The 22,173-nt window shown below is 63.4% G+C and carries 20 protein-coding genes and 1 tRNA gene; 20 read left to right on the plus strand and 1 reads right to left on the minus strand.

Annotation, left to right across the window (positions count from 1 at the left end; genetic code table 11):
* Window positions 1-70: 70 nt before the first annotated feature.
* From ACIQ7H_RS12750 to truB, 20 genes are all read left to right on the plus strand, one after another.
* Window positions 71-433 carry an NADH-quinone oxidoreductase subunit A gene (locus ACIQ7H_RS12750; protein WP_395792023.1) on the plus strand — a complete coding sequence of 121 codons (363 nt, stop codon included), beginning with the start codon at window positions 71-73 and terminating at the stop codon, window positions 431-433.
* On the plus strand, window positions 424-966 hold the full coding sequence (locus ACIQ7H_RS12755; protein ID WP_395792060.1) for a NuoB/complex I 20 kDa subunit family protein: 543 nt from the start codon (window positions 424-426) through the stop codon (window positions 964-966). Before ACIQ7H_RS12750 ends, ACIQ7H_RS12755 begins: the two co-directional genes overlap by 10 nt.
* 4 nt (window positions 967-970) lie before the next feature.
* A complete protein-coding gene (locus tag ACIQ7H_RS12760) occupies window positions 971-1,696 on the plus strand; it encodes an NADH-quinone oxidoreductase subunit C (protein WP_395792024.1) in 726 nt (241 codons plus the stop codon).
* 3 nt (window positions 1,697-1,699) lie between these two features.
* Window positions 1,700-2,953, plus strand: coding sequence for an NADH-quinone oxidoreductase subunit D (locus ACIQ7H_RS12765; RefSeq protein WP_395792026.1), 1,254 nt, complete (start codon window positions 1,700-1,702; stop codon window positions 2,951-2,953).
* Complete coding sequence (nuoE, locus tag ACIQ7H_RS12770; protein WP_395792028.1) at window positions 2,950-3,477, plus strand: NADH-quinone oxidoreductase subunit NuoE; 528 nt, start codon at window positions 2,950-2,952, stop codon at window positions 3,475-3,477. Before ACIQ7H_RS12765 ends, nuoE begins: the two co-directional genes overlap by 4 nt.
* A 102-nt stretch (window positions 3,478-3,579) precedes the next feature.
* The gene (gene nuoF, locus ACIQ7H_RS12775; RefSeq protein WP_395792030.1) at window positions 3,580-4,893 is read left to right on the plus strand and encodes an NADH-quinone oxidoreductase subunit NuoF; all 1,314 of its coding nucleotides are present in this window, start codon (window positions 3,580-3,582) and stop codon (window positions 4,891-4,893) included.
* A gap of 133 nt (window positions 4,894-5,026) precedes the next feature.
* Window positions 5,027-7,351, plus strand: coding sequence for an NADH-quinone oxidoreductase subunit NuoG (gene nuoG / locus ACIQ7H_RS12780; protein ID WP_395792032.1), 2,325 nt, complete (start codon window positions 5,027-5,029; stop codon window positions 7,349-7,351).
* Between the two features lie 6 nt (window positions 7,352-7,357).
* Entirely contained in the window at window positions 7,358-8,428 is a 1,071-nt protein-coding gene (gene nuoH / locus ACIQ7H_RS12785; protein ID WP_395792034.1) for an NADH-quinone oxidoreductase subunit NuoH, read from the plus strand.
* Window positions 8,429-8,438: 10 nt separating this feature from the next.
* Window positions 8,439-8,927 (plus strand): NADH-quinone oxidoreductase subunit NuoI, encoded by a 489-nt coding sequence (gene nuoI, locus ACIQ7H_RS12790; RefSeq protein ID WP_395792036.1) that lies wholly within the window; start codon window positions 8,439-8,441, stop codon window positions 8,925-8,927.
* Between the two features lie 39 nt (window positions 8,928-8,966).
* Window positions 8,967-9,581: an NADH-quinone oxidoreductase subunit J gene (locus tag ACIQ7H_RS12795; RefSeq protein WP_395792038.1), complete on the plus strand. Its 615-nt coding sequence runs from the start codon at window positions 8,967-8,969 to the stop codon at window positions 9,579-9,581.
* Entirely contained in the window at window positions 9,578-9,883 is a 306-nt protein-coding gene (gene nuoK, locus ACIQ7H_RS12800; protein ID WP_395792040.1) for an NADH-quinone oxidoreductase subunit NuoK, read from the plus strand. The genes ACIQ7H_RS12795 and nuoK overlap by 4 nt, the downstream gene beginning before the upstream one ends.
* Window positions 9,884-9,939: 56 nt before the next feature.
* Complete coding sequence (gene nuoL, locus ACIQ7H_RS12805; RefSeq protein ID WP_395792042.1) at window positions 9,940-11,988, plus strand: NADH-quinone oxidoreductase subunit L; 2,049 nt, start codon at window positions 9,940-9,942, stop codon at window positions 11,986-11,988.
* A gap of 36 nt (window positions 11,989-12,024) precedes the next feature.
* The gene (locus tag ACIQ7H_RS12810) at window positions 12,025-13,536 is read left to right on the plus strand and encodes an NADH-quinone oxidoreductase subunit M (protein WP_395792044.1); all 1,512 of its coding nucleotides are present in this window, start codon (window positions 12,025-12,027) and stop codon (window positions 13,534-13,536) included.
* A 15-nt stretch (window positions 13,537-13,551) separates the two neighbouring features.
* Window positions 13,552-15,000: an NADH-quinone oxidoreductase subunit NuoN gene (gene nuoN, locus ACIQ7H_RS12815; protein WP_395792046.1), complete on the plus strand. Its 1,449-nt coding sequence runs from the start codon at window positions 13,552-13,554 to the stop codon at window positions 14,998-15,000.
* A gap of 63 nt (window positions 15,001-15,063) precedes the next feature.
* Window positions 15,064-15,140: transfer RNA gene (locus ACIQ7H_RS12820), tRNA-Met, on the plus strand.
* 191 nt (window positions 15,141-15,331) lie between these two features.
* Window positions 15,332-15,901, plus strand: coding sequence for a ribosome maturation factor RimP (rimP, locus tag ACIQ7H_RS12825; RefSeq protein ID WP_395792048.1), 570 nt, complete (start codon window positions 15,332-15,334; stop codon window positions 15,899-15,901).
* 60 nt (window positions 15,902-15,961) lie between these two features.
* Window positions 15,962-17,449 (plus strand): transcription termination factor NusA, encoded by a 1,488-nt coding sequence (gene nusA, locus ACIQ7H_RS12830; protein ID WP_395792050.1) that lies wholly within the window; start codon window positions 15,962-15,964, stop codon window positions 17,447-17,449.
* A 145-nt stretch (window positions 17,450-17,594) separates the two neighbouring features.
* Window positions 17,595-20,360: a translation initiation factor IF-2 gene (gene infB / locus ACIQ7H_RS12835; protein ID WP_395792052.1), complete on the plus strand. Its 2,766-nt coding sequence runs from the start codon at window positions 17,595-17,597 to the stop codon at window positions 20,358-20,360.
* A gap of 141 nt (window positions 20,361-20,501) precedes the next feature.
* Complete coding sequence (gene rbfA / locus ACIQ7H_RS12840) at window positions 20,502-20,843, plus strand: 30S ribosome-binding factor RbfA (RefSeq protein ID WP_395792054.1); 342 nt, start codon at window positions 20,502-20,504, stop codon at window positions 20,841-20,843.
* A gap of 8 nt (window positions 20,844-20,851) precedes the next feature.
* The gene (gene truB, locus ACIQ7H_RS12845; protein WP_395792056.1) at window positions 20,852-21,769 is read left to right on the plus strand and encodes a tRNA pseudouridine(55) synthase TruB; all 918 of its coding nucleotides are present in this window, start codon (window positions 20,852-20,854) and stop codon (window positions 21,767-21,769) included.
* A gap of 62 nt (window positions 21,770-21,831) precedes the next feature.
* On the opposite strand, the gene ACIQ7H_RS12850 is transcribed toward truB, so the two are convergent.
* Complete coding sequence (locus ACIQ7H_RS12850; protein ID WP_395792058.1) at window positions 21,832-22,068, minus strand: DUF1949 domain-containing protein; 237 nt, start codon at window positions 22,066-22,068, stop codon at window positions 21,832-21,834.
* Window positions 22,069-22,173: the final 105 nt, after the last annotated feature.

Consider the following 22,173-nt stretch of genomic DNA (forward strand, 5'->3'; position numbering starts at 1 on the left):
AACGGCAGCGGAGCTGCTTCACTCTCTCCGCTGCGCTGATGCGCCCGCGGCGGCGCGGAGGTGGCGACGCGTGTTGGCTGATTATTTGCCGATCCTGCTTTTTCTTGGCGTTGCCGCTGGTATCGGCGTTCTCCTGCTGATACTCGGCTGGCTGCTCGGTCCCAAGTCGAACACTCCCGACGGCGAGAAGCTGTCGCCCTACGAGTGCGGCTTCGAGGCCTTCGAAGATGCGCGCATGAAGTTCGATGTGCGCTTCTATCTGGTCGCCATCCTGTTCATCATTTTCGATCTCGAGATCGCCTTCCTGTTTCCGTGGGCGCTGGTGTTCAAGGACATCGGCATCACGGCGATCGCCGCCATGGCCGTGTTCCTGGGGATTCTCGTGATCGGTTTCGTCTACGAATGGAAGAAGGGAGCGCTGGAATGGGAGTGAGCCAGCTGCTGCACAACCCTGAGCCGATCGGCCGGCTGGACGACATCCTGCGTCCTGAAGGCGATAACCCTCTGCTTGAGCGCGGCTTCGTCACCACTTCGGTGGATGCGCTGATGAATTGGGCGCGCACCGGGTCGATGTGGCCGATGACTTTCGGTCTGGCCTGTTGCGCGGTCGAAATGATGCACGCCGGTATGTCCCGCCTGGATCTGGACCGTTACGGGGTGATCTTCCGCCCGTCGCCGCGCCAGTCGGACGTCATGATTGTCGCCGGGACCCTGGTCAACAAAATGGCTCCGGCGCTGCGCAAGGTCTACGACCAGATGCCAAACCCGAAATGGGTGATTTCCATGGGCAGCTGCGCGAACGGTGGCGGCTACTACCACTACTCTTATTCGGTGGTCCGCGGCTGCGATCGCGTGGTGCCGGTCGACGTCTACGTGCCGGGCTGTCCGCCCACCGCCGAGGCGCTGATCTACGGCATCCTGCAGCTGCAGAAGAAGATCCGCCGAACCAATACGATCGCGCGCTGACCTCATGGCCAACGAACTCTCCCCGCTGGCAGAACGTCTGCGCATTCGTTTCGAAGGCAAGTTGCTCAAGTGCAGCTGCGAGCGTGACGAGACCACGATCGAGGTCGCGCCGGATTCCCTGCTGGAGGTCTGCCGCACCCTGCGCGATGACCCTGAATTCCGGTTCGACCAAGCGGTTGATGTCTGCGGCGTCGACTACCTCGGTTTTGGCGATGTCGAGTGGGACACCAGCGACATCTCGCACGAGGGCTTCTCCCGCGGTGTCGAGGGTTTCGGCCCTGGGCGCTTCAACTGGCAGCAGCGGCCGGCTGTGTCCAGCGGTGCGGGTCGGTTTGCCGCCGTGTTCCATCTGCTTTCGATCCTACACAACCGCCGCCTGCGGGTGCGCTGTTTCGGTGCGGACGACAGCCTGCCGGTGGTGCCGAGCGTCACCGAAATCTGGCCGGGCACCAACTGGTTCGAGCGCGAAGCGTTTGACCTCTACGGGATCGTGTTCGAAGGTCATCCTGACCTGCGACGGATCCTGACCGACTACGGTTTCGTCGGCCATCCGTTCCGCAAGGATTTCCCGCTGATCGGCAATGTCGAAGTGCGCTACGACCCTGAGAAGGGTCGCGTGGTGTACGAGCCGGTGAGCATCGATCCGCGCGTCGGCGTGCCGCGTGTGGTTCGCCACGATTCCCGCTACGAACAGGCCCAGGCCGAACGCAGCGCAGGGCAGGGCAAGTAAGCCATGCAGCAGATCCGCAACTACACGATGAACTTCGGTCCGCAGCACCCGGCCGCCCACGGCGTGCTGCGCCTGGTGCTGGAGCTGGACGGCGAGACGGTGATGCGTGCAGACCCGCATGTGGGCCTGCTGCATCGCGGTACCGAGAAGCTTGCTGAGTCCAAGCCGTTCAACCAATCGATCGGCTACATGGATCGCCTCGACTACGTGTCGATGATGTGCAACGAGCACGCGTACGTGCGTGCAATCGAACAACTGCTGGGGATCGAGGCACCGGAGCGGGCGCAGTGGATCCGCACCCTGTTCGATGAGATCACCCGCATCCTGAATCACTTGATGTGGGTCGGGTCGAACGGCCTCGACCTCGGCGCGATGGCGGTCATCCTGTACGCCTTCCGAGAGCGCGAAGAGCTGATGGACTGTTACGAAGCCGTCTCAGGCGCGCGCATGCATGCGGCCTATTACCGCCCGGGCGGCGTCTACCGCGATCTGCCGGATCGGATGCCGCAGTACCGCGAGTCGCCGTGGACCAAGGGCAAGAATCTGCAGCGCCGCAACGCCTGGCGCGAAGGCTCGATGCTCGATTTCCTCGACGCGTTTGCCGATGACTTTCCGTCGAAGATTGACGAGTACGAAACCCTGCTGACCAACAACCGCATCTGGAAGCAGCGGACTGTCGGCATCGGCGTGGTCAGCCCCGAGCATGCCTTGGCGTGGGGAATGAGCGGCCCGATGCTGCGTGGCTCCGGTGTGGCTTGGGATCTGCGCAAGAAGCAGCCTTACGCGAAGTACGCCGAAGTCGATTTCGACATTCCGGTCGGCGTTAACGGCGACTGTTATGACCGCTATCTGGTCCGCGTCGAAGAGATGCGCCAGAGCACCCGCATCGTCAAGCAGTGCATCAAGTGGCTGCGCGCGAATCCCGGCCCGGTCATGCTGAAAAACTTCAAAGTGTCGCCGCCCTCCCGCGAGGAGATGAAGGACGACATGGAAGCCTTGATCCATCACTTCAAGCTGTTTACCGAAGGCTATTGCGTGCCGCCTGGTGAGACGTATGCAGCGGTCGAGGCGCCCAAGGGGGAGTTCGCCTGCTATCTGATCTCGGACGGCGCCAACAAGCCGTTCCGGGTCAAGCTGCGCGCGCCCGGCTTCGCCCACTTGAGCTCGATGGATTCGATCGTGCGCGGTCACATGCTGGCCGACGTGGTGGCGATGATCGGCACTTATGACGTGGTGTTTGGAGAGATCGACCGATGAAGGCCAGCGGCAACTTCGAAGCGGTATGCGAGGTCGACCCGCTCGCCTTGTTGAGCGAGCACACCCGTCATCACATCGACCACTGGGTCGGCAAATTCCCGCCCGAGCGCAAGCGCTCGGCCTTGATCCAGGGCCTGATGGCTGCGCAGGAGCAGAACGGCGGCTGGCTGTCGGATGATCTGGTGACCGCCGTGGCGCGCTACCTGGATCTGCCGTCGGTGTGGGCCTACGAGGTGGCGACGTTCTACTCGATGTTCGAGCTGCAGCCGGTCGGCCGCAACAACGTGGCGATCTGCACCAACATCAGCTGCTGGTTGAACGGGGCGGAAGACCTGGTGACTCACGTCGAGAAACGTCTGGGCATCAAGCTCGGTGAGAGTACCGCCGACGGCCGGATCTACCTCAAGCGCGAAGAGGAATGCCTCGCCGCCTGCTGCGGGGCGCCGATGATGGTGGTCAACGGCCACTATTACGAGCGTCTTGATGCGGCGTCGATGGACGCGATTCTGGATTCGCTGAAGTAGGCCGCGCAGGCAGCGACGCCACCCGGCGCCGCGCCGCAGCGACCTGCACAGCAGCCCGCCCGCCATCCTGCGAGCGGTAGAGAGCAAGAAGGTGAGAAGGCAATGGCGTACGGACCCGAACCGCAAGAGCACAACGTCGTTTACACCACGCTGCATTTCGATACGCCGTGGTCCTACGAAAGCTACCTGAAGGTCGGTGGCTACCAAGCCTTGCGCAAGATACTGACGGACAAGATTCCGCAGGAGCAGGTCATTGAGCAGGTCAAGCAGAGCGGTCTGCGCGGGCGCGGCGGCGCCGGTTTTCCGGCCGGCCTGAAATGGAGCTTCATGCCGCGCAACGCGCCCGGCCAGAAGTACATCCTGTGCAACTCCGATGAGTCCGAGCCTGGCACCTGCAAAGACCGCGACATCCTGCGTTACAACCCGCATTCGGTGATCGAGGGCATGGCGATCGCGTGCTACGCGACCGGCAGTACGGCGGCCTACAACTATCTGCGCGGCGAGTTTCATCACGAGCCCTTCGAGCACTTCGAAGAGGCGCTGAAAGACGCATACGCCAACGGCTGGCTGGGCAAGAACGTGCTGGGCTCGGGCGTCGATATCGATATCTATTCCGCGCTTGGCGCCGGCGCATACATCTGTGGTGAAGAGACTGCGCTGATGGAGTCGCTGGAAGGCAAGAAAGGCCAGCCGCGTTTCAAGCCGCCGTTTCCAGCCAATTTCGGTCTGTTCGGTCGTCCGACCACGATCAACAACACCGAAACCTATGCGTCCGTGCCGGCGATCATCCGCAACGGCCCGGAGTGGTTCCTCAACCTCGGCAAGCCGAACAACGGCGGCCCGAAGGTGTTCTCGGTATCTGGCCACGTCAGCAATCCGGGCAATTTTGAAATCCGCTTGGGTACGCCGTTCAAGGATCTGCTGGCGATGGCCGGCGGTGTGCGAGGCGGTCGCACGCTGAAAGCGGTGATCCCGGGTGGCTCGTCCATGCCGGTGCTGCCGGCCGAAACCATCATGCAACTGACCATGGACTACGACGCCCTGCAGAAGGCGGGCTCGGGCCTGGGTTCGGGCGCCGTCATCGTGATGGATGAAACCACCTGCATGGTCAAGGCCTGTCGCCGCATCTCGCAGTTCTACTACAAGGAAAGCTGCGGCCAGTGCACGCCCTGCCGCGAAGGCACCGGCTGGATGTTCCGCGTGCTCAACCGAATCGTGGAAGGCAAGGGCTCGGTGGAAGACATCCACATGCTCAAGGCTGCCGCCGGCCAGATCGAAGGCCATACCATCTGCGCTTTCGGCGAAGCCGCCGCGTGGCCGGTGCAAGGCTTCCTGCGCCACTACTGGCATGAGTTCGAGTACTACGTCGCCAATGGGCGATCGATGGTCGAAGCGCAATTGGGGGTAGCCGCATGAGCCTTTCTCGCTGTTGCGACGCGGGATTCGGGAATCGGGAGTCGGGAATCGGTAGGGCTGATGCCCCGGTACTTGGCCGTTCCCGCTCTGAACGATTCCCGATTTCCGATTCCCGATTCCCGGAAGCGAAGGCATGAGCGCCGCCCCCACCGCGCCCAACGTGGCGCCCGACTTGATCAAGGTGGAGATCGACGGCACCGCGATGTCGGTGCCGAAGGGCTCGATGATCATCGAGGCTGCCGACAAGGCGGGCATTCCGATCCCGCGCTTCTGCTACCACAAGAAGCTGCCGATCGCGGCCAATTGCCGCATGTGTCTGGTCGACGTCGAAAAGATGCCCAAGCCCGCTCCGGCCTGCGCCACGCCGGTGATGGAAGGCATGAAGATCTACACCCAGTCCAAGCGTGCGCTGGATTCGCAGCGCAACGTCATGGAATTCCTGCTGATCAACCACCCGCTGGACTGCCCGATCTGCGACCAGGGCGGCGAATGCGAGCTGCAGGATGTGGCGATGGGTTACGGTCGTTCGGTCAGCCGCTTCGTTGAACGCAAGCGCGTGGTTGCCGATGAAGACATCGGCCCGCTGGTGGCCACCGACATGACTCGCTGCATCCACTGCACCCGGTGCGTGCGCTTTGTCAGTGAGATCGCAGGTACGTACGAGCTTGGCGGTATGGGCCGCGGTGATCGGCTTGAGATCGGCACCTACATTGGCAAGAACATCGACAGCGAACTGTCGGGAAACATCATCGATGTGTGCCCGGTCGGCGCGCTGACCAACAAGCCCTTCCGCTTCCGCGCCCGTGCCTGGGAGCTCGCTGCGCGCGAGTCTCTCGGCTATCACGATGCGTTGGGGTCCAACCTCTATCTGCATGTGCGCCGCGGCGAAGTGATGCGCGTGGTTCCGCGAGAGAACGAAGCTGTCAACGAAAGCTGGCTCTCCGACCGTGATCGCTATAGCCACACCGGTCTGGTATCGGAGGATCGTGCACGCGTGGCTTTGGTTCGCGACGGCGCCAGCTGGAAGGAAGTGAGTCTTGAAGAGGGTATTGCCCGCGCCGCGCAGCTGCTGAAGGCGGCCGAGGGCGAGCAGACCGGGTTCCTGGTGCATCCCTCCACGACAGTCGAAGAAGGTGCGCTGCTGGCTGCTGTTGCGCGCGGCCTGGGGTCGAGGCATATCGATCATCGCCTCGACGTTCTGGACTTCGCGGATGCTCCGGTGGCCGCCGAGTTCGAGATGTCCCTGCCGGAAATCGAGCAGGCGCGTGCACTGCTGCTGGTGGGCTGCAACCCGCGCCACGAGGCCCCGATCCTCGGACATCGCATCCGCAAAGCGTGGAAAGCGGGCGCCAAGATCAGCGCGATCAATCCAGTGGATTTCGACTTCAACTTCGGCCTCAGCGCCAAGCTGATCAGCACGCCGGACGCGATGCTCGACAGCCTGGCCCGCGTGTTCGTTGCTGCGGGCGGCACGGCCGCTGATCTGCCGGCAGAACTGGCGGAGACGGTTGCTGCCGCACAGGTGGACGAAGTCAGCCGCGCGATCGCAGAGCAGCTGAAGTCAGCTTCGAGCGCGCTGGTGCAACTGGGAGAGAATGCTCAGGGTCATGCCAATGGCTCTTGGCTGCGCGCATTGGCCAAAGCCATCGCCCGGGTCACCGGTGCAAGAATCAATCAGCTGAGCCGTGGCGCGAACGCGTTGGGTCTGGCGTGCAGCGGCGTGTTGCCGGCGGGTTTGAATGCACGCTCGATGCTGGAACAGCCGCGCGCCACGTACGTGCTGTATGGCGTCGAGCCCGAGTTCGATTTCGCCGACAACACACTCGCATTGCAGGCTCTGTCGCAGGCCAAACAGGTCGTGGCCTTCAGCGCCTTCGTCACCGACAGCCTGAAGCGTTGTGCCAACGTGATCCTGCCGATCGCCCTGCTGCCCGAACTGGAGGGCAGCCTGGTCAACGCACAGGGCCAAACGCAGCTGGTTGCTCCCGGTGCCAAGGCGCCTGGCGATGCGCGGCCTGGTTGGCGTCTGCTGCGTGGTCTGGGTGAAGCCCTGAAGCTGCAGGGCTTCGAGTTCACCGACATCCACGGTCTGCGTGCCCACGTGCAGCAGGCCAAGGTCGAATCGGGTGCCGGGCTGTCCAAGCGCGGGGCTGTTCAGGGCCTGCAGCGCATCGCCAGCACCCCGATCTACTGCAGCGACGCGGTGCTGCGCCGCGCGTTGCCGCTGAATGCGCACAGCCTGACTCAAGGCCCCCGCGTGCGGCTCAACCCCGCGGATGCTCTGGCGGCCGGTCTGTCTTCGGGTGCGATGGCGCGGGTGGGCGATGGTCGCGGCCAGGCCACCCTGCAGGTCGAGATCAGTGCGCGCGTCCCGCAGGGCGCGCTGTGGATCGAAACCGCATACGGTGCCACGGCGCCGCTGGCGCCCGCAGGCGCGCTCACCGTGGAAAAGGTCTAAGTCCCCATGCTGTCGCTCATCGAACCTATCCGCGAGTTCTTCCTCGGCTTCGGCGACATCGGGCTGGTGGTCTGGACCTTGGTCAAGATCATCTGCATCACTGCGCCGCTGATCGTGGCCGTCGCGTTCTTCACCCTGTTCGAACGCAAGGTGATCGGCTGGATGCATGTCCGCCAGGGGCCGGTGTTTGTCGGCAGGGTCTTCGGCATCGGCATCATCCAACCCTTCGCTGATACCTTCAAACTGCTGCTGAAAGAAGTCGTGGTGCCCACCAGCGCCAACGGTTTTCTATTCCGTCTGGCGCCCATTCTCGCGCTGGCTCCCGCCTTCGCCGCGTGGGCGGTGGTGCCGTTTGAAGATGGCTTCGTGCTCGCCAACATCAATGCTGGCCTGCTGCTGCTGCTGGCGATGACGTCGATGGGCGTGTATGGAGTGCTGCTGGCCGGCTGGGCCTCGAACTCCAAATACGCCTTCCTGGGCGCGATGCGCTCGGCGGCGCAGGTGGTCAGCTACGAAATCGCGATGGGCTTCGCCCTGGTCGGCGTGCTGGTGGCTGCCGGCAGCTTGAACCTGACTGAGATCGTCAATGCTCAGCAGGGTAATGCCGGTTTCTTCGAGTGGTTCTGGCTTCCGCTGTTTCCACTGTTCATCATCTACTTCATCTCGGGCGTTGCTGAAACCAATCGCGCGCCGTTTGACGTCGCCGAAGGTGAGTCGGAGATCGTCGCCGGATTCCACGTCGAGTACTCGGGTGCGGCGTTCGCCGTGTTCTTCCTGGCCGAGTACGCCAACATGATCCTGATCAGCTTCCTCGCCGCGTTGTTGTTCCTCGGCGGCTGGCTGTCACCCTTCCAGGGCTGGATCGAGGGCCCGCTCGCGGCCTCTGGCCCGTGGTGGCTGCTGGTCAAGGCGGTGTTCTTCGCGTTCTGCTACGTGTGGTTCCGCGCCAGCTTTCCGCGCTACCGCTACGACCAGATCATGCGCCTGGGCTGGAAGGTGTTCATCCCCATCACTATCGTCTGGATCCTCGTTGCCGCTTGGGCGGTGCACGCGGACTGGTTCACGGCCAACGCTTGAGGATGACCGCATGAACCGCGTTGTTTCATACCTGAAGAGCCTGCTGCTGATCGAGCTGCTGCAGGGCCTGTGGCTCACCCTGAAGTACTTCTTCAAGCCGAACTACACGCTCGCCTACCCGTTCGAGAAGATTCCGCAGTCGCCACGTTTCCGTGGACTCCATGCGCTGCGCCGCTATCCCAACGGCGAAGAGCGCTGCATCGCCTGCAAGCTCTGCGAAGCGGTGTGCCCGGCCCTGGCGATCACCATCGATTCGGAGCCGCGCGAGGACGGCAGTCGCCGCACCACGCGTTATGACATCGACCTGTTCAAGTGCATCTTCTGCGGTTTCTGCGAAGAATCCTGTCCGGTCGACTCTATCGTCGAGACGCATATCCACGAGTATCACTTCGAGAAGCGCGGCGAGAACGTTGTCAACAAGGCCCAGTTGCTCGCCATCGGCGATCGGCTGGAAGCGGAAATCGCCGAGCGCCGCACGCTCGACTCCGCCTACCGCTGAGTCGGCCGTGTTGCCGTCCGCCTGTCCGGAACCCCTGCAATGAGCTATCCCCTGATCGCCTTCTACGCCTTCGCCGCTGTCGCCGTCTGTTCGGCGCTGGCCGTGGTTTCCGTGCGTAACCCGGTGCACGCGGTGTTGTTCCTGATCCTCACCTTCTTCTCCAGCGCCTGCCTGTGGTTGCTGGCTCAAGCCGAATTCCTGGGCATCGCCCTGGTGCTCGTCTACGTGGGAGCGGTGATGGTGCTTTTCCTATTCGTGGTGATGATGCTCGACATAAAGTTCGCGCCGCTGCGCGAAGGCTTTGCCCGCTACTTGCCTGTCGGGATTGTGGTCGGCATCGTGATGGCGCTGGAAATGATCGTGCTGATCGGCCTGGCGCGTTTCGAGCAGCCCCTGTCCGGCGCGGATCCGGCGCTTGCAGCAGGGATGTCCAACACCGAGTGGTTGGGCAAGGCGATGTTCACCGACTACCTGTATCCGTTCGAGATCGCGGCCGTGGTGTTGACGGTGGCGATTGTTGGCGCGATCGCCATCACCTTGCGTCGGCAGGTCAACCCGAAGGCACAGGATCCGGCTCGCCAGGTCCAGGTGCGCCGAGAGGATCGCGTGCGCATCATCAAGATGAAGGCCGAGACGCAGGAGAGCCGCCAGTGATCACGTTGGGACACTACCTTGCAGTCGGTGCGCTGCTGTTCTGCATCGGCGTCGGCGGCATCTTCATCAACCGCAAGAACGTCATCGTGCTGCTGATGAGCATCGAGCTGATGCTGCTGGCGGTCAACATGAACTTCATCGGCTTCTCGCGCCATCTGGGCGACCCCGCCGGGCAGGTGTTCGTGTTTTTCATTCTGACTGTGGCCGCCGCCGAGGCGGCGATCGGTCTTGCCATTCTGGTGGCGCTGTTCCGCGCCCGTTCGACGATCAACGTCGGCGAACTCGATTCGATGAAGGGTTGAACCATGCTGCCCGTAGCTTCCATGTGTAGTGCTCGAGCGTTCCAAGGGGGTGGCCGGTGATCAGTCAGAACTCGCTGCTGGTGATCGCGCTGGCGCCGCTGCTTGGGGCGATCCTTGCGGGCCTGTTCGGGCGCCAGCTCGGTCGCGCCGGCGCGCACTGGGTGACGATCCTCGGCGTCGCGCTGTCCTGCGCGCTGTCGATCCAGGTGCTGTACCAGTTGGTCTGGGGCGGTGCGCCTGTGTTCAACCAGAATCTGTACACTTGGTTCGAGATCGGTGAGTACTCGGCGCATGTCGGTTTTTTGATCGACCGTCTGAGCGCGATGATGATGGTGGTGGTGACCTTCGTGTCGCTGCTGGTGCACATCTACACCATTGGATACATGCACGAAGATCCGGGCTACCAGCGCTTCTTCTCCTACATCAGCCTGTTCACCTTCTCGATGCTGATGCTGGTGATGAGCAACAACTTCCTTCAGTTGTTCTTCGGCTGGGAAGCGGTCGGTCTCGTGTCCTACCTGCTGATCGGTTTCTGGTTCAAGAAGCCGTCGGCGGTGTTCGCCAATATGAAGGCCTTCCTGGTCAATCGCGTCGGTGACTTCGGCTTCCTGCTCGGCATCGCCGGTGTGCTGTACTGGTTGGGTACGCTGGACTATCAGACCGCGTTCGCCAATGCCCCGCAGATCGCCGCCCTGAGCGTCGAGGTGTGGCCGGGCAGCCAGTGGGCGGTGCCGACATTCATCTGCATCTGCCTGTTCATCGGCGCAATGGGCAAGTCGGCACAGGTGCCTCTGCACGTCTGGCTGCCGGACTCGATGGAAGGCCCGACGCCGATCTCGGCCCTGATCCACGCCGCGACCATGGTCACCGCTGGCATCTTCATGGTGGCGCGGATGTCCCCGCTGTTCGAGATGAGCGAGACCGCGCTCGCCTTCGTGTTGTTTGTCGGCGCGACCACTGCGCTGTTCACCGGTTTGATCGGCATTGTTCAAAACGACATCAAGCGCGTGGTTGCGTATTCGACGCTGTCTCAGCTGGGATACATGACAGTCGCGCTCGGCGTATCGGCCTATGCCGGCGCGGTGTTCCATCTGATGACTCATGCCTTCTTCAAGGCGCTGCTGTTCCTCGCGGCGGGCTCGGTGATCATCGGTATGCATCATGAGCAGGACATGCGCCGCATGGGCGGCCTGCGCAGATACATGCCGATCACCTGGATCACCAGCCTGATCGGCACCTTGGCCCTGGTGGGCACGCCGTTCCTGTCCGGCTACTACTCGAAGGACACCATCATCGAGGCTGCAGGCGTGGCGGCAGGGCAGGGCGGCTGGGTGCAGAGCTATGCCTATTGGGCGGTGATGCTGGGCGTGTTCATCACCAGCTTCTACAGCTTCCGTTTGCTCTACTTGACCTTCCACGGCAAGGAGCGCTTCCGCGATGCTCATGCGCATGAGCACGCCCACGACGAGCACGGGCACGATGACCACCACGGCCCGCATGAGCCGCACGAGTCGCCTTGGGTGGTGACCTTGCCGCTGGTGCTGCTGGCGATTCCATCCATCGCGATAGGTTTCCTGACAGTCGGGCCGATGGCCTTCGGCGACTTCTTCTCCGGTGCGATCAGCGTGCTGCCCGAGCACGACACCCTGTCTGGCGTCGCCGCCAAGCTGTGGCACGACGAGCACGGCTGGTTCTCGGCGGCGATAGGCTTCGGCGCGCATTTCGTTGCTTCGCCGGCGTTCTGGCTGGCGTTCGCCGGGTTCGCATCCGCGACCTATCTGTATCTTTTCAACCCTGGCATGGCCGCATCGCTGCGCAAGACCTTCGCGCTGCCGGTGCGGGTGCTGGAGAACAAGTACGGGTTCGACGACTTCAACCAGGCGGTGTTCGCTCGTGGCAGCGTCGGATTGGGTCGGCTTTTCTGGAAGGCGGGCGACACCGCGGTCATCGACGGCATTGCCATCGATGGCACCGCGGCGCTGGTCGACCGGATCGCTGCGGTGGTGCGCAAGCTGCAGTCCGGCCTGATGTACCACTACGCCTTCGCCATGATCCTGGGCCTGATCGCGCTGCTCGGCGCGCTGATCTGGTCGCTGCGCGTCTGATGACGTCGCGATAACAAGAACACAAAGGAACTGCGGATGCCGTCCTCACTGCCCCTCCTGAGCCTGCTGATCTGGCTGCCCATACTGGGCGGCTTTGCAGCGCTCGCTTTCGGCGCCGAACGTGCCACGCAGGTGCGCTGGTTCGCCCTACTGGTCACTCTGCTGACTTTCGCCATCAGCATCCCGCTGTACACCGGTTTCGATGCCGGCACCGCAGCGATGCAGTTTGTCGAGAACTACAGCTGGATCAGCGCTTTCGATATCCGCTATCACCTGGGCGTAGACGGCATTTCACTGGCCCTGGTGCTGTTGACCTGCTTCACCAGCGTGCTGGTGTTGATCGGCGCCTGGACATCGGTCGACGAGCGCGTGCACCAGTACATGGCCGCCTTCATGATTCTCGAAGGCTTGATGATCGGCGTGTTCTGCGCGCTCGATGCAATTCTGTTCTACGTGTTCTTCGAGGGCATGCTGATCCCGATGTTCATCATCATCGGCGTCTGGGGCGGCTACCGCCGAATCTATGCCTCGATGAAGTTCTTTCTGTACACCTTCCTTGGCTCGATCTTCATGCTGATCGGGCTCATTTATCTGTACCTGAAAGGGGGCAGCTTCCAGCTCGCCGACCTGTATGCGCTGAAGCTCAGCTCCACCGAACAGATGTGGCTGTTCTTCGGGTTCTTCGCTGCCTTCGCGGTCAAGATCCCGATGTTCCCGGTGCACACCTGGCTGCCGGATGCCCATGTCGAGGCTCCGACCGCCGGCTCGGTTGTACTGGCGGCGATCATGCTGAAGATCGGCGGCTACGGATTCCTGCGCTTCACCCTGCCGATCGTGCCCGATGCGGGCTTCGAGTACGCCTGGCTGCTGATCACGCTGAGCCTGATCGCGGTGGTCTACATCGGCCTGGTCGCGCTGGCGCAGGAGGATATGAAGAAGCTGATCGCCTACTCGTCGATCTCACACATGGGCTTCGTTACGCTCGGTACCTTCATCGCCTTCGCGCTGATGCGCCAGGGCAGCGTTGATGCTGCCCAGCTGGGTCTGCAGGGCGCGATGGTTCAGATGATCTCGCACGGGTTCATCTCCGGCGCGATGTTCTCCTGCGTGGGCGTGATGTACGACCGCATGCACACACGCATGATCAAGGACTACGGCGGCGTTGCGAACGTCATGCCTATGTTTGCCGCGTTCATGGTGTTCTTTGCCATGGCCAACAGCGGCCTGCCAGGCACTTCCGGCTTTGTTGGCGAGTTCATGGTGATTCTCGCAGCATTCCAGCAGAGCCCGTGGATTGCCGCAGTCGCTGCACTCACCCTGATCATTGGTGCGGCCTATACCCTGTGGATGGTCAAGCGGGTGCTGTACGGCGAGGTGGCGAACCCCAATGTCGCTGCATTGAAGGATCTGCGCGGGCATGAGTTTCTGGTGCTGGCCTCGTTCGCTGCGGCGGTCCTTTACTTCGGTGTGAATCCCAAGCCGTTGACCGATCTGATGGACGTCTCCATCGCCCAACTCGCGGTGCAGCTCGCCGCCAGCAAGCTGTAAGCGGAGACGACAGCCATGATTGCTACCTCCGACTTCATTCCACTCACGCCCGAGCTGTTCCTGCTTGGGGCGACCTGCGTGCTTCTGCTGGCCGACCTGTTCATCAGCGATGCCCGGCGCGGATTGACTCACTTCCTGGGCCTGCTGACCCTGGTCGCCACGGCGGCGCTGACGCTACGCAATGGCGTCGCCACCGAAGCGGTTACCGCCTTCGGGGGCATGTTCATCCGCGATGGGGTGGCTGATGTGCTGAAGGTCTTCGCGCTGCTGGTGACGGGCGCCGCCTTCGTCTATGCCAAGCCCTATCTGCAGGACCGTGGATTGTTCAAGGGCGAGTTCTACGTGCTCTGCCTGTTCGCCGTGCTCGGCATCATGCTGTTGGTGTCGGCGGGCAACCTGATCAGCGTGTACATGGGCCTGGAACTGCTGGCATTGTCGTCCTATGCGTTGGTGGCGCTGGACCGTGACAGCAAGCTTGCGACCGAAGCTGCCATGAAGTACTTCGTGCTCGGAGCACTTGCCTCGGGCATGTTGCTCTACGGCATGTCGATGATCTACGGCGCTACCGGCAGCCTCGACATCGCCACCATCCACGCGGCCGTCGGCGGCATTGGTGAGAACCGCGGCATCTTGCTGCTGGGCGTGGTTTTTCTGGTGGTCGGAATCGCCTTCAAGTTCGGCGCGGCGCCGTTCCACATGTGGCTACCCGATGTCTACCAGGGCGCGCCGACGGCAGTTACCGCCTTCATCGGCTCGGCGCCCAAGCTCGCTGCGTTTGGCATGGCCTATCGGCTGCTTGAAGGCGCCGTGGGTGACGTCAACGAATGGCGCCACATGCTCGCTTGGCTTGCAGTGCTGTCGCTGGCGATCGGCAATGTGGTGGCCATCGCCCAGACCAATCTGAAGCGGATGCTGGCGTACTCCACCATCTCGCACGTCGGCTTCCTGTTCCTCGGGCTTTCTGCGGGTACGCCCGCCGGCTATGGCGCCGCGATGTTCTATGCGATCAGCTATGCGTTGATGTCGGTCGGCGCGTTTGCCGCGGTGATGCTGCTGGCGCGCAAGGGCTTCGAGGCGGACAACATCAGCGACTTCCGGGGTCTGAACCAGCGCCATCCCTGGTATGCATTCATCATCCTGCTGCTGATGGCCTCGCTGGCCGGCTTCCCGCCGCTGTTCGGTTTCTGGGCCAAGCTGGCGGTGCTTGAGGCTGCCCTGAAGGCCGACATGCTGTGGCTGGCGCTGGTGGCCGTGGTGTTCGCCGTGATCGGCGCCTACTACTACCTGCGCATCATTCGAACCATGTACTTCGATGCGCCCGAAGAAGGCGAGAAGCAAACCCTATCGCCAGACCCTCAGTTCCGTTGGCTGCTGACCGTCAATGGCCTCGCTATGCTGGCGCTCGGCGTGTTCTGGGGCCCGTTGATGCAGTGGTGTCTGCGCGCCACCGGTGCCGCGGATTGAACAACCTAGTTCGACAAGTGTTGCGGTGCGATTTGAACACCGCTATACTTGCGCACTGACTGATGCGGGGTGGAGCAGTCTGGCAGCTCGTCGGGCTCATAACCCGAAGGTCGCAGGTTCAAATCCTGCCCCCGCTACCATCAGTACTGCGGAAGATCCTTACGGATGTTCTGCACTGTAAAGAGCCTCCACGTGAGGCTCTTTCATTTTGCGGGCCCGCAGCGTTGGCGAGGTTGGTCAACGAGGCTCCGGTGTCTTGGACAGGGCCCAGCCCTAGCCGCGCTCCGCCTGGCTGCGAGCGCGATCAAGCTCCAAGGAAATCCGCATACACATGTCGCAGAAGAATCAGGAACTCGAAGCCCTTCTCAACCCTGCCGTCGAGGCCTTGGGCCTGGAGCTGCTGGGGGTCGAGTACGCGCCCAGTAGCCATCGCAGCGTGTTGCGCCTGTACATTGATGTCGCCGACCGCCATGTCGGCGTTGAAGATTGCGAAGCGGTGAGCCGCGAGGTCAGCGCTTTGCTTGACGTGAATGACCCGATCCAGGGCAATTACGTACTTGAGGTTTCCTCGCCTGGCTTCGATCGTCCGCTGTTTACTCCCGCCCATTTCGAACGCTTCATCGGTTCTCCGGTGAAGATCAGCCTGCACCTGCCGCAGGATGGTCGCCGCCGCTTCAGCGCGACCATTCTCGGCGTCGACGCAGATCAGATCCGGATCGAGCAGGAGGGCAAGGAGTACAGTCTTGTTCACGACAATATCGCCAAGGCCCGCTTGGTCCCGGACTACTCGGTGATCGGACAAGGCAAAGCCGATCCCGCCGCCGAGGATGCTGCAGAGCCCTCGCTGTACGACGACCCCGATGCGCCCACGCCCCGTCGCCCCGGCCGCGGTCGCGGCTGAGCGGGCGCAACCCTTGATTCCCTGCACCCAGGCCGCCCAAGGCCTGTCGGAGACACCACGATGAGCAAAGAACTCCTGCTGGTAGCCGAAGCCGTCGCCAATGAAAAGGGCGTCGATCGTGGCGTCATTTTCGATGCCCTGGAAGCCGCACTCGCCTCCGCTGCGAAGAAGCAGTTTCCGGAAGAGGACGTGCAGATGCGGGTGGCGATCAACCGCAGCAACGGCGCCTACGAGACCTTCCGGGTCTGGGAAGTGGTGGCCGATGATGTGGTGATGGAGTCACCGCACCGTCAGATCCGCCTGATGGACGCGGTCGACATCAAGGCCGATGCCGAAGTGGGTGAGTCCATCGAAGAGTCGGTCGAGAACGTCGATTTCGGACGCATCTCGGCGCAGGCGGCCAAACAGGTCATCGTGCAGCGGGTTCGCGAAGCCGAGCGTGCGCAGGTGGTCGATGCCTACCGCGATCGCATCGGCGAGTTGATCACCGGCATCGTCAAGCGCGTCGAGCGCGGCAACATCTACGTGGATCTCGGCGGGAATGCCGAGGCCTTCATCGCCAAGGACAAGTCGATCCCGCGCGATACGCTGCGCCCCGGTGATCGCGTGCGTGGCTACCTCTACGACGTCCGCTCGGAAGCGCGTGGGCCGCAGTTGTTCGTCAGCCGTGCCGCGCCAGAATTCATGATGGCGCTGTTCAAGCTCGAAGTGCCGGAAGTGGGCCAGGGCCTGGTCGAAATCAAGGGCGCAGCGCGTGACCCGGGTGATCGCGCCAAGATCGCGGTGATTGCCCACGACACCCGTACCGATCCGATCGGTGCCTGTATCGGCATGCGCGGTTCGCGCGTTCAGGCAGTGTCCAACGAGCTCAACGGCGAGCGCATCGACATCGTGCTGTGGAGCGAGAACGCTGCCCAGTTCGTGATCAATGCGATGGCGCCGGCGGAGGTGCAGTCGATCATCGTCGACGAAGAGCGCCACTCGATGGATATCGCTGTCGCCGAAGACAAGCTGGCGCAGGCGATCGGCAAGGGCGGGCAGAATGTCCGTCTGGCCAGCAAGCTGAGCGGCTGGCAGTTGAACGTGATGACCCAGGATCAGGTCGCCGCCAAGAGTGAGGCCGAGCAGGCCAGCGCGCGGCAGCTGTTCATCGCCCGCCTCGAAGTGGATGAAGAGATCGCGGGCATTCTGGTGGCCGAAGGTTTCAGCACGGTCGAAGAAATCGCCTACGTGCCCGCGGCGGAGCTGCTGGCAGTGGAAGGCTTTGACGAGGACATCGTCGAAGAGCTGCGCGCCCGTGCGCGTGACGCCCTGCTGACCGAGGCGCTGGCCGCTGAAGAGCAGCTCGACGAGCACAAGCCGGCGGATGATCTGCTGACGTTGGACGGCATGGACGACGCGATCGCCTACGCACTGGCTTCTCGCGGCATCGCCACCCGCGATGATCTGGCAGAGCTGGCCGTGGACGAAATCAGTGATATCGAAGGCCTGGATGCTGAACGCGCCGCCGCGCTGATCATGGCTGCACGCAAGCACTGGTTCGAGTAAGCCTGCAGGTGCAGGCTCCGGTATTGCCGGTGCCTGGCCGCGGTCTGCTCACATGGGCGGCGACCCTTCGCCGCTGCGGTTACAATTGTCGGCTTGACGCTCCGGGGCGAACGCCCCGCCGGCCCATGAAAGTTTAGGAAGCCACATGTCGGAAGTTACTGTAAGCACCCTCGCAAAATTGACTGGCACCCCGGTTGAGAAGCTCCTTGAGCAGCTCGCCGAGGCCGGCATGAGCTTCAGCGGGCCCGACCAGGTGGTGACCAGCGCGGAGAAGATGAAGCTGCTCGGCTTCCTGCGGCGCACCCATGGCAAGAACGAGCCGGCCGAAGATCCCTCCGCTCCGCGTCAGATCACCCTGAAGCGGCGCAAGGTTGAAGAAATCACTGTGGCTGCCGGCAAGACCAAGACCACGGTCAATGTCGAAGTCCGTCAGAAGCGGACCTACGTCAAGCGCAGCGAAATCACTCCCAGCGACGATCCCGGTCGTGACGAAGCGCAGCGTCTGCTGGCCGAGTCGCATGCGCGCCAGGATGCCGAAGCTGCCGCGCGTCAGGAAGCCGATCAGCGCCGCGCCGACGAAGAGGCACGCAAGCGCGAGACCGAACAGGCACGCAAGCAGGAAACCGAGGCCGCCGCTGCACCGGCCCCAGCCCCTGCAGCCACTCCTGCACCTGTAGTCGAGCCTGCACCGGTTGAGCCGGTCGCAGCGGTCCGTCGTCCGGAGCCGCGGGTTGAAGCCGCACCGCCGCAGGTGCGCCCCTCGGCGCCGCGTCCCTCATCGGCTCCGCCGTCTTCGCCGCGTCCGTCCTCGGCTCCGCCGTCTTCGCCGCGTCCATCATCGCCTTCGGCTCCACGTCCGACTGGGCCGCGACCGCCGATGCGCGGTCCCGCGGGGCCGTCGTCGCCAGCGCCCGGTGGCCCGGGTGGTGCACCGGGTGCTCCTGGCGCCCGCCGCGACGATCGACGCGCACGCCCTGCGCGCGCTCCGGCACGTCCCGGTGGCGAAGACGATGCATCGCGGTTTGGCCGCGGCGAACTGCATCTGTCCGACGCTGGCACCGCACGCCGTGGCGCACGCAAGAAGCCCGGCCGTCGTCAGGAGGCTTCGCGCTCAGGTGGCGGCGTTCACGGCTTCTCGCGCCCGACCGCGCCGATGCTGCGTGAAGTCGCCATCGGCGACAATATTCTGGTCGCTGACCTCGCCGTCAAGCTGGCGCTGAAGGGCGCTGAAGTGGTGAAGGCGCTGTTCAAGATGGGCGTGATGGCCACCATCAACCAGACCATCGACCACGACACCGCGGTGCTGGTGGTTGAAGAGCTGGGCCACACTGCAGTGCGCGCCAACGAGAACGACGTCGAAGAAGCGCTGATCGCCCACGTCGAACAGACCGGCGAAGGCGAGCTGCGGCCGCCGGTGGTCACCATCATGGGCCACGTCGACCACGGCAAGACCTCACTGCTCGACCATATCCGCCGCACCCGCGTCGCCTCCGGCGAAGCCGGTGGCATCACCCAGCACATCGGTGCATACCACGTGCAGACCGCGAAGGGCGTTATCAGCTTCCTTGATACGCCCGGCCATGCAGCCTTCACCCAGATGCGTGCGCGCGGCGCCAAGCTGACCGACATCGTGGTGCTGGTTGTGGCTGCCGATGACGGTGTCATGCCGCAGACCACGGAAGCGGTGAAGCATGCGCGCGCCGCCAAGGTGCCGCTGATCATCGCAGTCAACAAGATGGACAAGTCGGACGCCAACCCAGACAACGTCAAGCAGGGCTTGGCCAATCTGGAAGTGATTCCGGAAGAGTGGGGTGGTGATACCCAGTTCGTGCCGGTGTCGGCCAAGACCGGCATGGGCATCGATGCCCTGCTTGAGGCGATCTCGGTGCAGGCTGAGGTGATGGAGCTTCGTGCGGTGGTGGATGGCCGCGCCAGCGGCGCAGTGATCGAATCCGCTCTCGACAAGGGTCGTGGTCCGGTTGCCACCGTGCTGGTCCAGCAGGGCACGCTGAAGAAGGGCGACTTTGTTGTTTGCGGTACCGAATATGGCCGCGTGCGCGCCCTGTTCAACGAAGTCGGCGCACAGGTCGATGCGGCCGGTCCGTCGATTCCGGTGGTCGTGCTGGGTCTGTCGGGCGTGCCCGATGCCGGCGACGACTTCGTGGTGGTCGAGGATGAGCGTCTGGCCAAGGATGTCGCCCAGCAACGTGAGACCAAGAAGCGCGAAACGCGTCTGGTCAAGCAGGCTGGCAACCGCATGGAAGACATCATGGCGCAGATGGGCCAGGGCGAAGGCCAGCAGAGCCTCAATCTGGTCATCAAGGCCGATGTGCAGGGTTCGGTCGAGGCGCTGCGCGACTCGCTGACCGGTCTGTCCAACGAGCTGATCCGGATCAACGTGATCACCTCCGGCGTCGGTGGCATCAATGAGTCCGATGCGACCCTGGCTGCGGCCTCCAAGGCGGTGGTGATCGGTTTCAATGTCCGCGCTGACGCGGCCGCCCGCCGGGTCATCGAGTCCAATGGTCTTGACCTGCGCTACTTCTCGATCATCTATGACGTGATCGACCAGGTGAAGCAGGTGGCATCGGGTCTGCTAGGCGTGGAGATCCGCGAAGAGATCATCGGCACCGCCGAGGTCCGCGACGTGTTCCGCAGCTCCAAGTTTGGCGCGGTAGCCGGCTCGATGGTCATCGAGGGTGTGGTTCGCCGCAACAAGCCGATCCGCGTGCTGCGCAACAACACCGTGGTCTTCCAGGGTGAACTCGAATCGCTGCGCCGCTTCAAGGAGGTCGTCGACGAGGTGCGTATCGGCACCGAGTGTGGCATCGCCGTGAAGCAGTACAACGACGTCAAGCCCGGCGACCAGATCGAGTGCTACGAGCGTATCGAGGTTCAGCGCACGCTTTGAAGCCGGGATTCGGGATTCGCTCCCGCCCCAATCGCCAGTGCGTCGGCTCCGCTCCGCCTATATGCGGAGCGCTGAGCCGAGTCCCTGTTGCTCCTCGCTCTTTACGAATCCCGAATCCCGAATCCCCAATCCCGGCTCAGAATGAAACGTAGCTTTACCCGCACCGACCGCGTTTCCGCCCAGCTTCGCCGTGATGTCGGCCAACTGGTGCACGAGGCTGTGCGTGAGCACGGGCTGCCGTCGGTGAGCGTGTCCGATGTCGAGGTCACGCGTGATCTGGCGCATGCCAAGGTGTTCGTGACCGCGCTTGAGCCCGAGCGCGCGCGCGAGGCGGTGAAGGCGCTCAAGGGGCTGACCAAGGAAATCCGCTACGAGCTCGGCAAGCGGGTGCGCATGCGTGCGGTGCCGGAGCTGCATTTCCACTACGACGATTCGGTCGACCGCGGCGAGCGCATCGAGGCGCTGCTGCGCGGCGAAAGCTGAGGCCTGCGATGAAGCGGCGCCCGCGCACCGTCTGGCGACGTCTGGACGGTATCGTTCTGCTCGATAAGCCGGCGGCGATGTCATCCAGCGCTGCGCTGCAGCGCGTGCGGCATCTGCTGCGCGCTGACAAGGGCGGCCACACCGGTGCGCTCGATCCCTTGGCGACCGGCCTGCTGCCGCTGTGCTTCGGCGAGGCCACCAAGATCGCCGGCTACTTGCTCGGCGCCAACAAAGCCTACGAAACCGTAGCGGTGCTCGGTCGCACCACCGACACCGATGATGCCGACGGCGAACTGCTGCGCGAGCGTCCTGTTCCCGCCCTAGACCCGCAGCTGATTGAAGCTGCACTCGCGCCTTTGCGAGGTGCCATTCAGCAGGTGCCGCCGATCTACTCGGCATTGAAGCGCGAGGGCGAGGCGCTGTACGTGCGTGCGCGTCGCGGCGAGCAGCTTGAGCTTGAGGCACGGCCGGTTGAGGTGCATCGCCTGGAGCTGGTCGGGATCGAAGGCGACTGCCTGCGGCTGCGAATCGAATGTGGCTCGGGCACCTATGTGCGCAGCCTTGTCCGTGATCTCGGCGAGGCGCTGGGCTGCGGTGCGCATGTGCGCGAACTGCGGCGGCTGTGGGTGGATCCATTCCGGCAGCCGGCCATGCTGAGCATCGAACAGATCGCGGAGCAATCGGCGGGCGTGCCTGACGTGCCCTGGCTGTTGCCGCTGGAAGCCGGTTTGCAGGGTTTTCCTCGGCTTGAGGTCAGCGCTGAGCATGCGCAACAGATCCGCCGCGGTCAGCGCCCTCCGGGCTATGCGGTGGCCCCCGCCGGCGCGCTGGCAGCGTTCGCACCCGATGGACGCGCGGTGGCCTTGGTGGAGCGTGTAGATGGCGGGCTGCTGGCCTCGCTACGCGTGTTCGCGGTGCCGATGTAGGCGCAGCGGTGTGTGGCTGTTGATAGGCGTAAAGAATCGCTGTTGCGATTCTCGCACCGCGGCTAGTCCTCGGCCTGCAGCAGGATCCGACCGCGGCTGGCTTCGCGCAGCGCCAGCGTGAGCGCGGACAGGGCACTCTGGCGTACGCGTAAACGCAGGGCGACACCCTCGGTATCAAAATCCTCACTCAGCTTTTCCGCGCCGCGCACGCCGAGCAAGCCATGCACTTCACCGAGGTCGCCAAACGCGCAGCGCAGGCGCACCGTCTGGGTGGCTTCGTAAGCGTCCGCCCACCTCACCTACCTTCCTTACCTGATTCTCCCGACCGTCTCCGGTTTCCCCAACGGAGGACCGGTCGATGGCGTGTTCGGAGGCGTGGCGGTGGCGGGCGCATGTGCGCTCGC

Origin of the sequence: Aquimonas sp., from assembly GCF_044377145.1 — a bacterium.
Taxonomy (GTDB): domain Bacteria; phylum Pseudomonadota; class Gammaproteobacteria; order Xanthomonadales; family Xanthomonadaceae; genus Aquimonas.

Excerpts from the sequence above, each read along its gene's own strand:
- ACIQ7H_RS12755 (WP_395792060.1), top strand. The coding sequence starts at position 424 with ATGGGAGTGAGCCAGCTGCTGCACAACCCTGAGCCGATCGGCCGGCTG.
- rbfA (WP_395792054.1), top strand. The coding sequence starts at position 20,502 with ATGAAACGTAGCTTTACCCGCACCGACCGCGTTTCCGCCCAGCTTCGC.
- nuoN (WP_395792046.1), top strand. The coding sequence starts at position 13,552 with ATGATTGCTACCTCCGACTTCATTCCACTCACGCCCGAGCTGTTCCTG.
- truB (WP_395792056.1), top strand. The coding sequence starts at position 20,852 with ATGAAGCGGCGCCCGCGCACCGTCTGGCGACGTCTGGACGGTATCGTT.
- infB (WP_395792052.1), top strand. The coding sequence starts at position 17,595 with ATGTCGGAAGTTACTGTAAGCACCCTCGCAAAATTGACTGGCACCCCG.
- nuoE (WP_395792028.1), top strand. The coding sequence starts at position 2,950 with ATGAAGGCCAGCGGCAACTTCGAAGCGGTATGCGAGGTCGACCCGCTC.
- nusA (WP_395792050.1), top strand. The coding sequence starts at position 15,962 with ATGAGCAAAGAACTCCTGCTGGTAGCCGAAGCCGTCGCCAATGAAAAG.
- ACIQ7H_RS12765 (WP_395792026.1), top strand. The coding sequence starts at position 1,700 with ATGCAGCAGATCCGCAACTACACGATGAACTTCGGTCCGCAGCACCCG.
- rimP (WP_395792048.1), top strand. The coding sequence starts at position 15,332 with ATGTCGCAGAAGAATCAGGAACTCGAAGCCCTTCTCAACCCTGCCGTC.
- nuoI (WP_395792036.1), top strand. The coding sequence starts at position 8,439 with ATGAACCGCGTTGTTTCATACCTGAAGAGCCTGCTGCTGATCGAGCTG.
- nuoG (WP_395792032.1), top strand. The coding sequence starts at position 5,027 with ATGAGCGCCGCCCCCACCGCGCCCAACGTGGCGCCCGACTTGATCAAG.
- ACIQ7H_RS12810 (WP_395792044.1), top strand. The coding sequence starts at position 12,025 with ATGCCGTCCTCACTGCCCCTCCTGAGCCTGCTGATCTGGCTGCCCATA.
- ACIQ7H_RS12760 (WP_395792024.1), top strand. The coding sequence starts at position 971 with ATGGCCAACGAACTCTCCCCGCTGGCAGAACGTCTGCGCATTCGTTTC.
- nuoH (WP_395792034.1), top strand. The coding sequence starts at position 7,358 with ATGCTGTCGCTCATCGAACCTATCCGCGAGTTCTTCCTCGGCTTCGGC.
- nuoF (WP_395792030.1), top strand. The coding sequence starts at position 3,580 with ATGGCGTACGGACCCGAACCGCAAGAGCACAACGTCGTTTACACCACG.
- ACIQ7H_RS12795 (WP_395792038.1), top strand. The coding sequence starts at position 8,967 with ATGAGCTATCCCCTGATCGCCTTCTACGCCTTCGCCGCTGTCGCCGTC.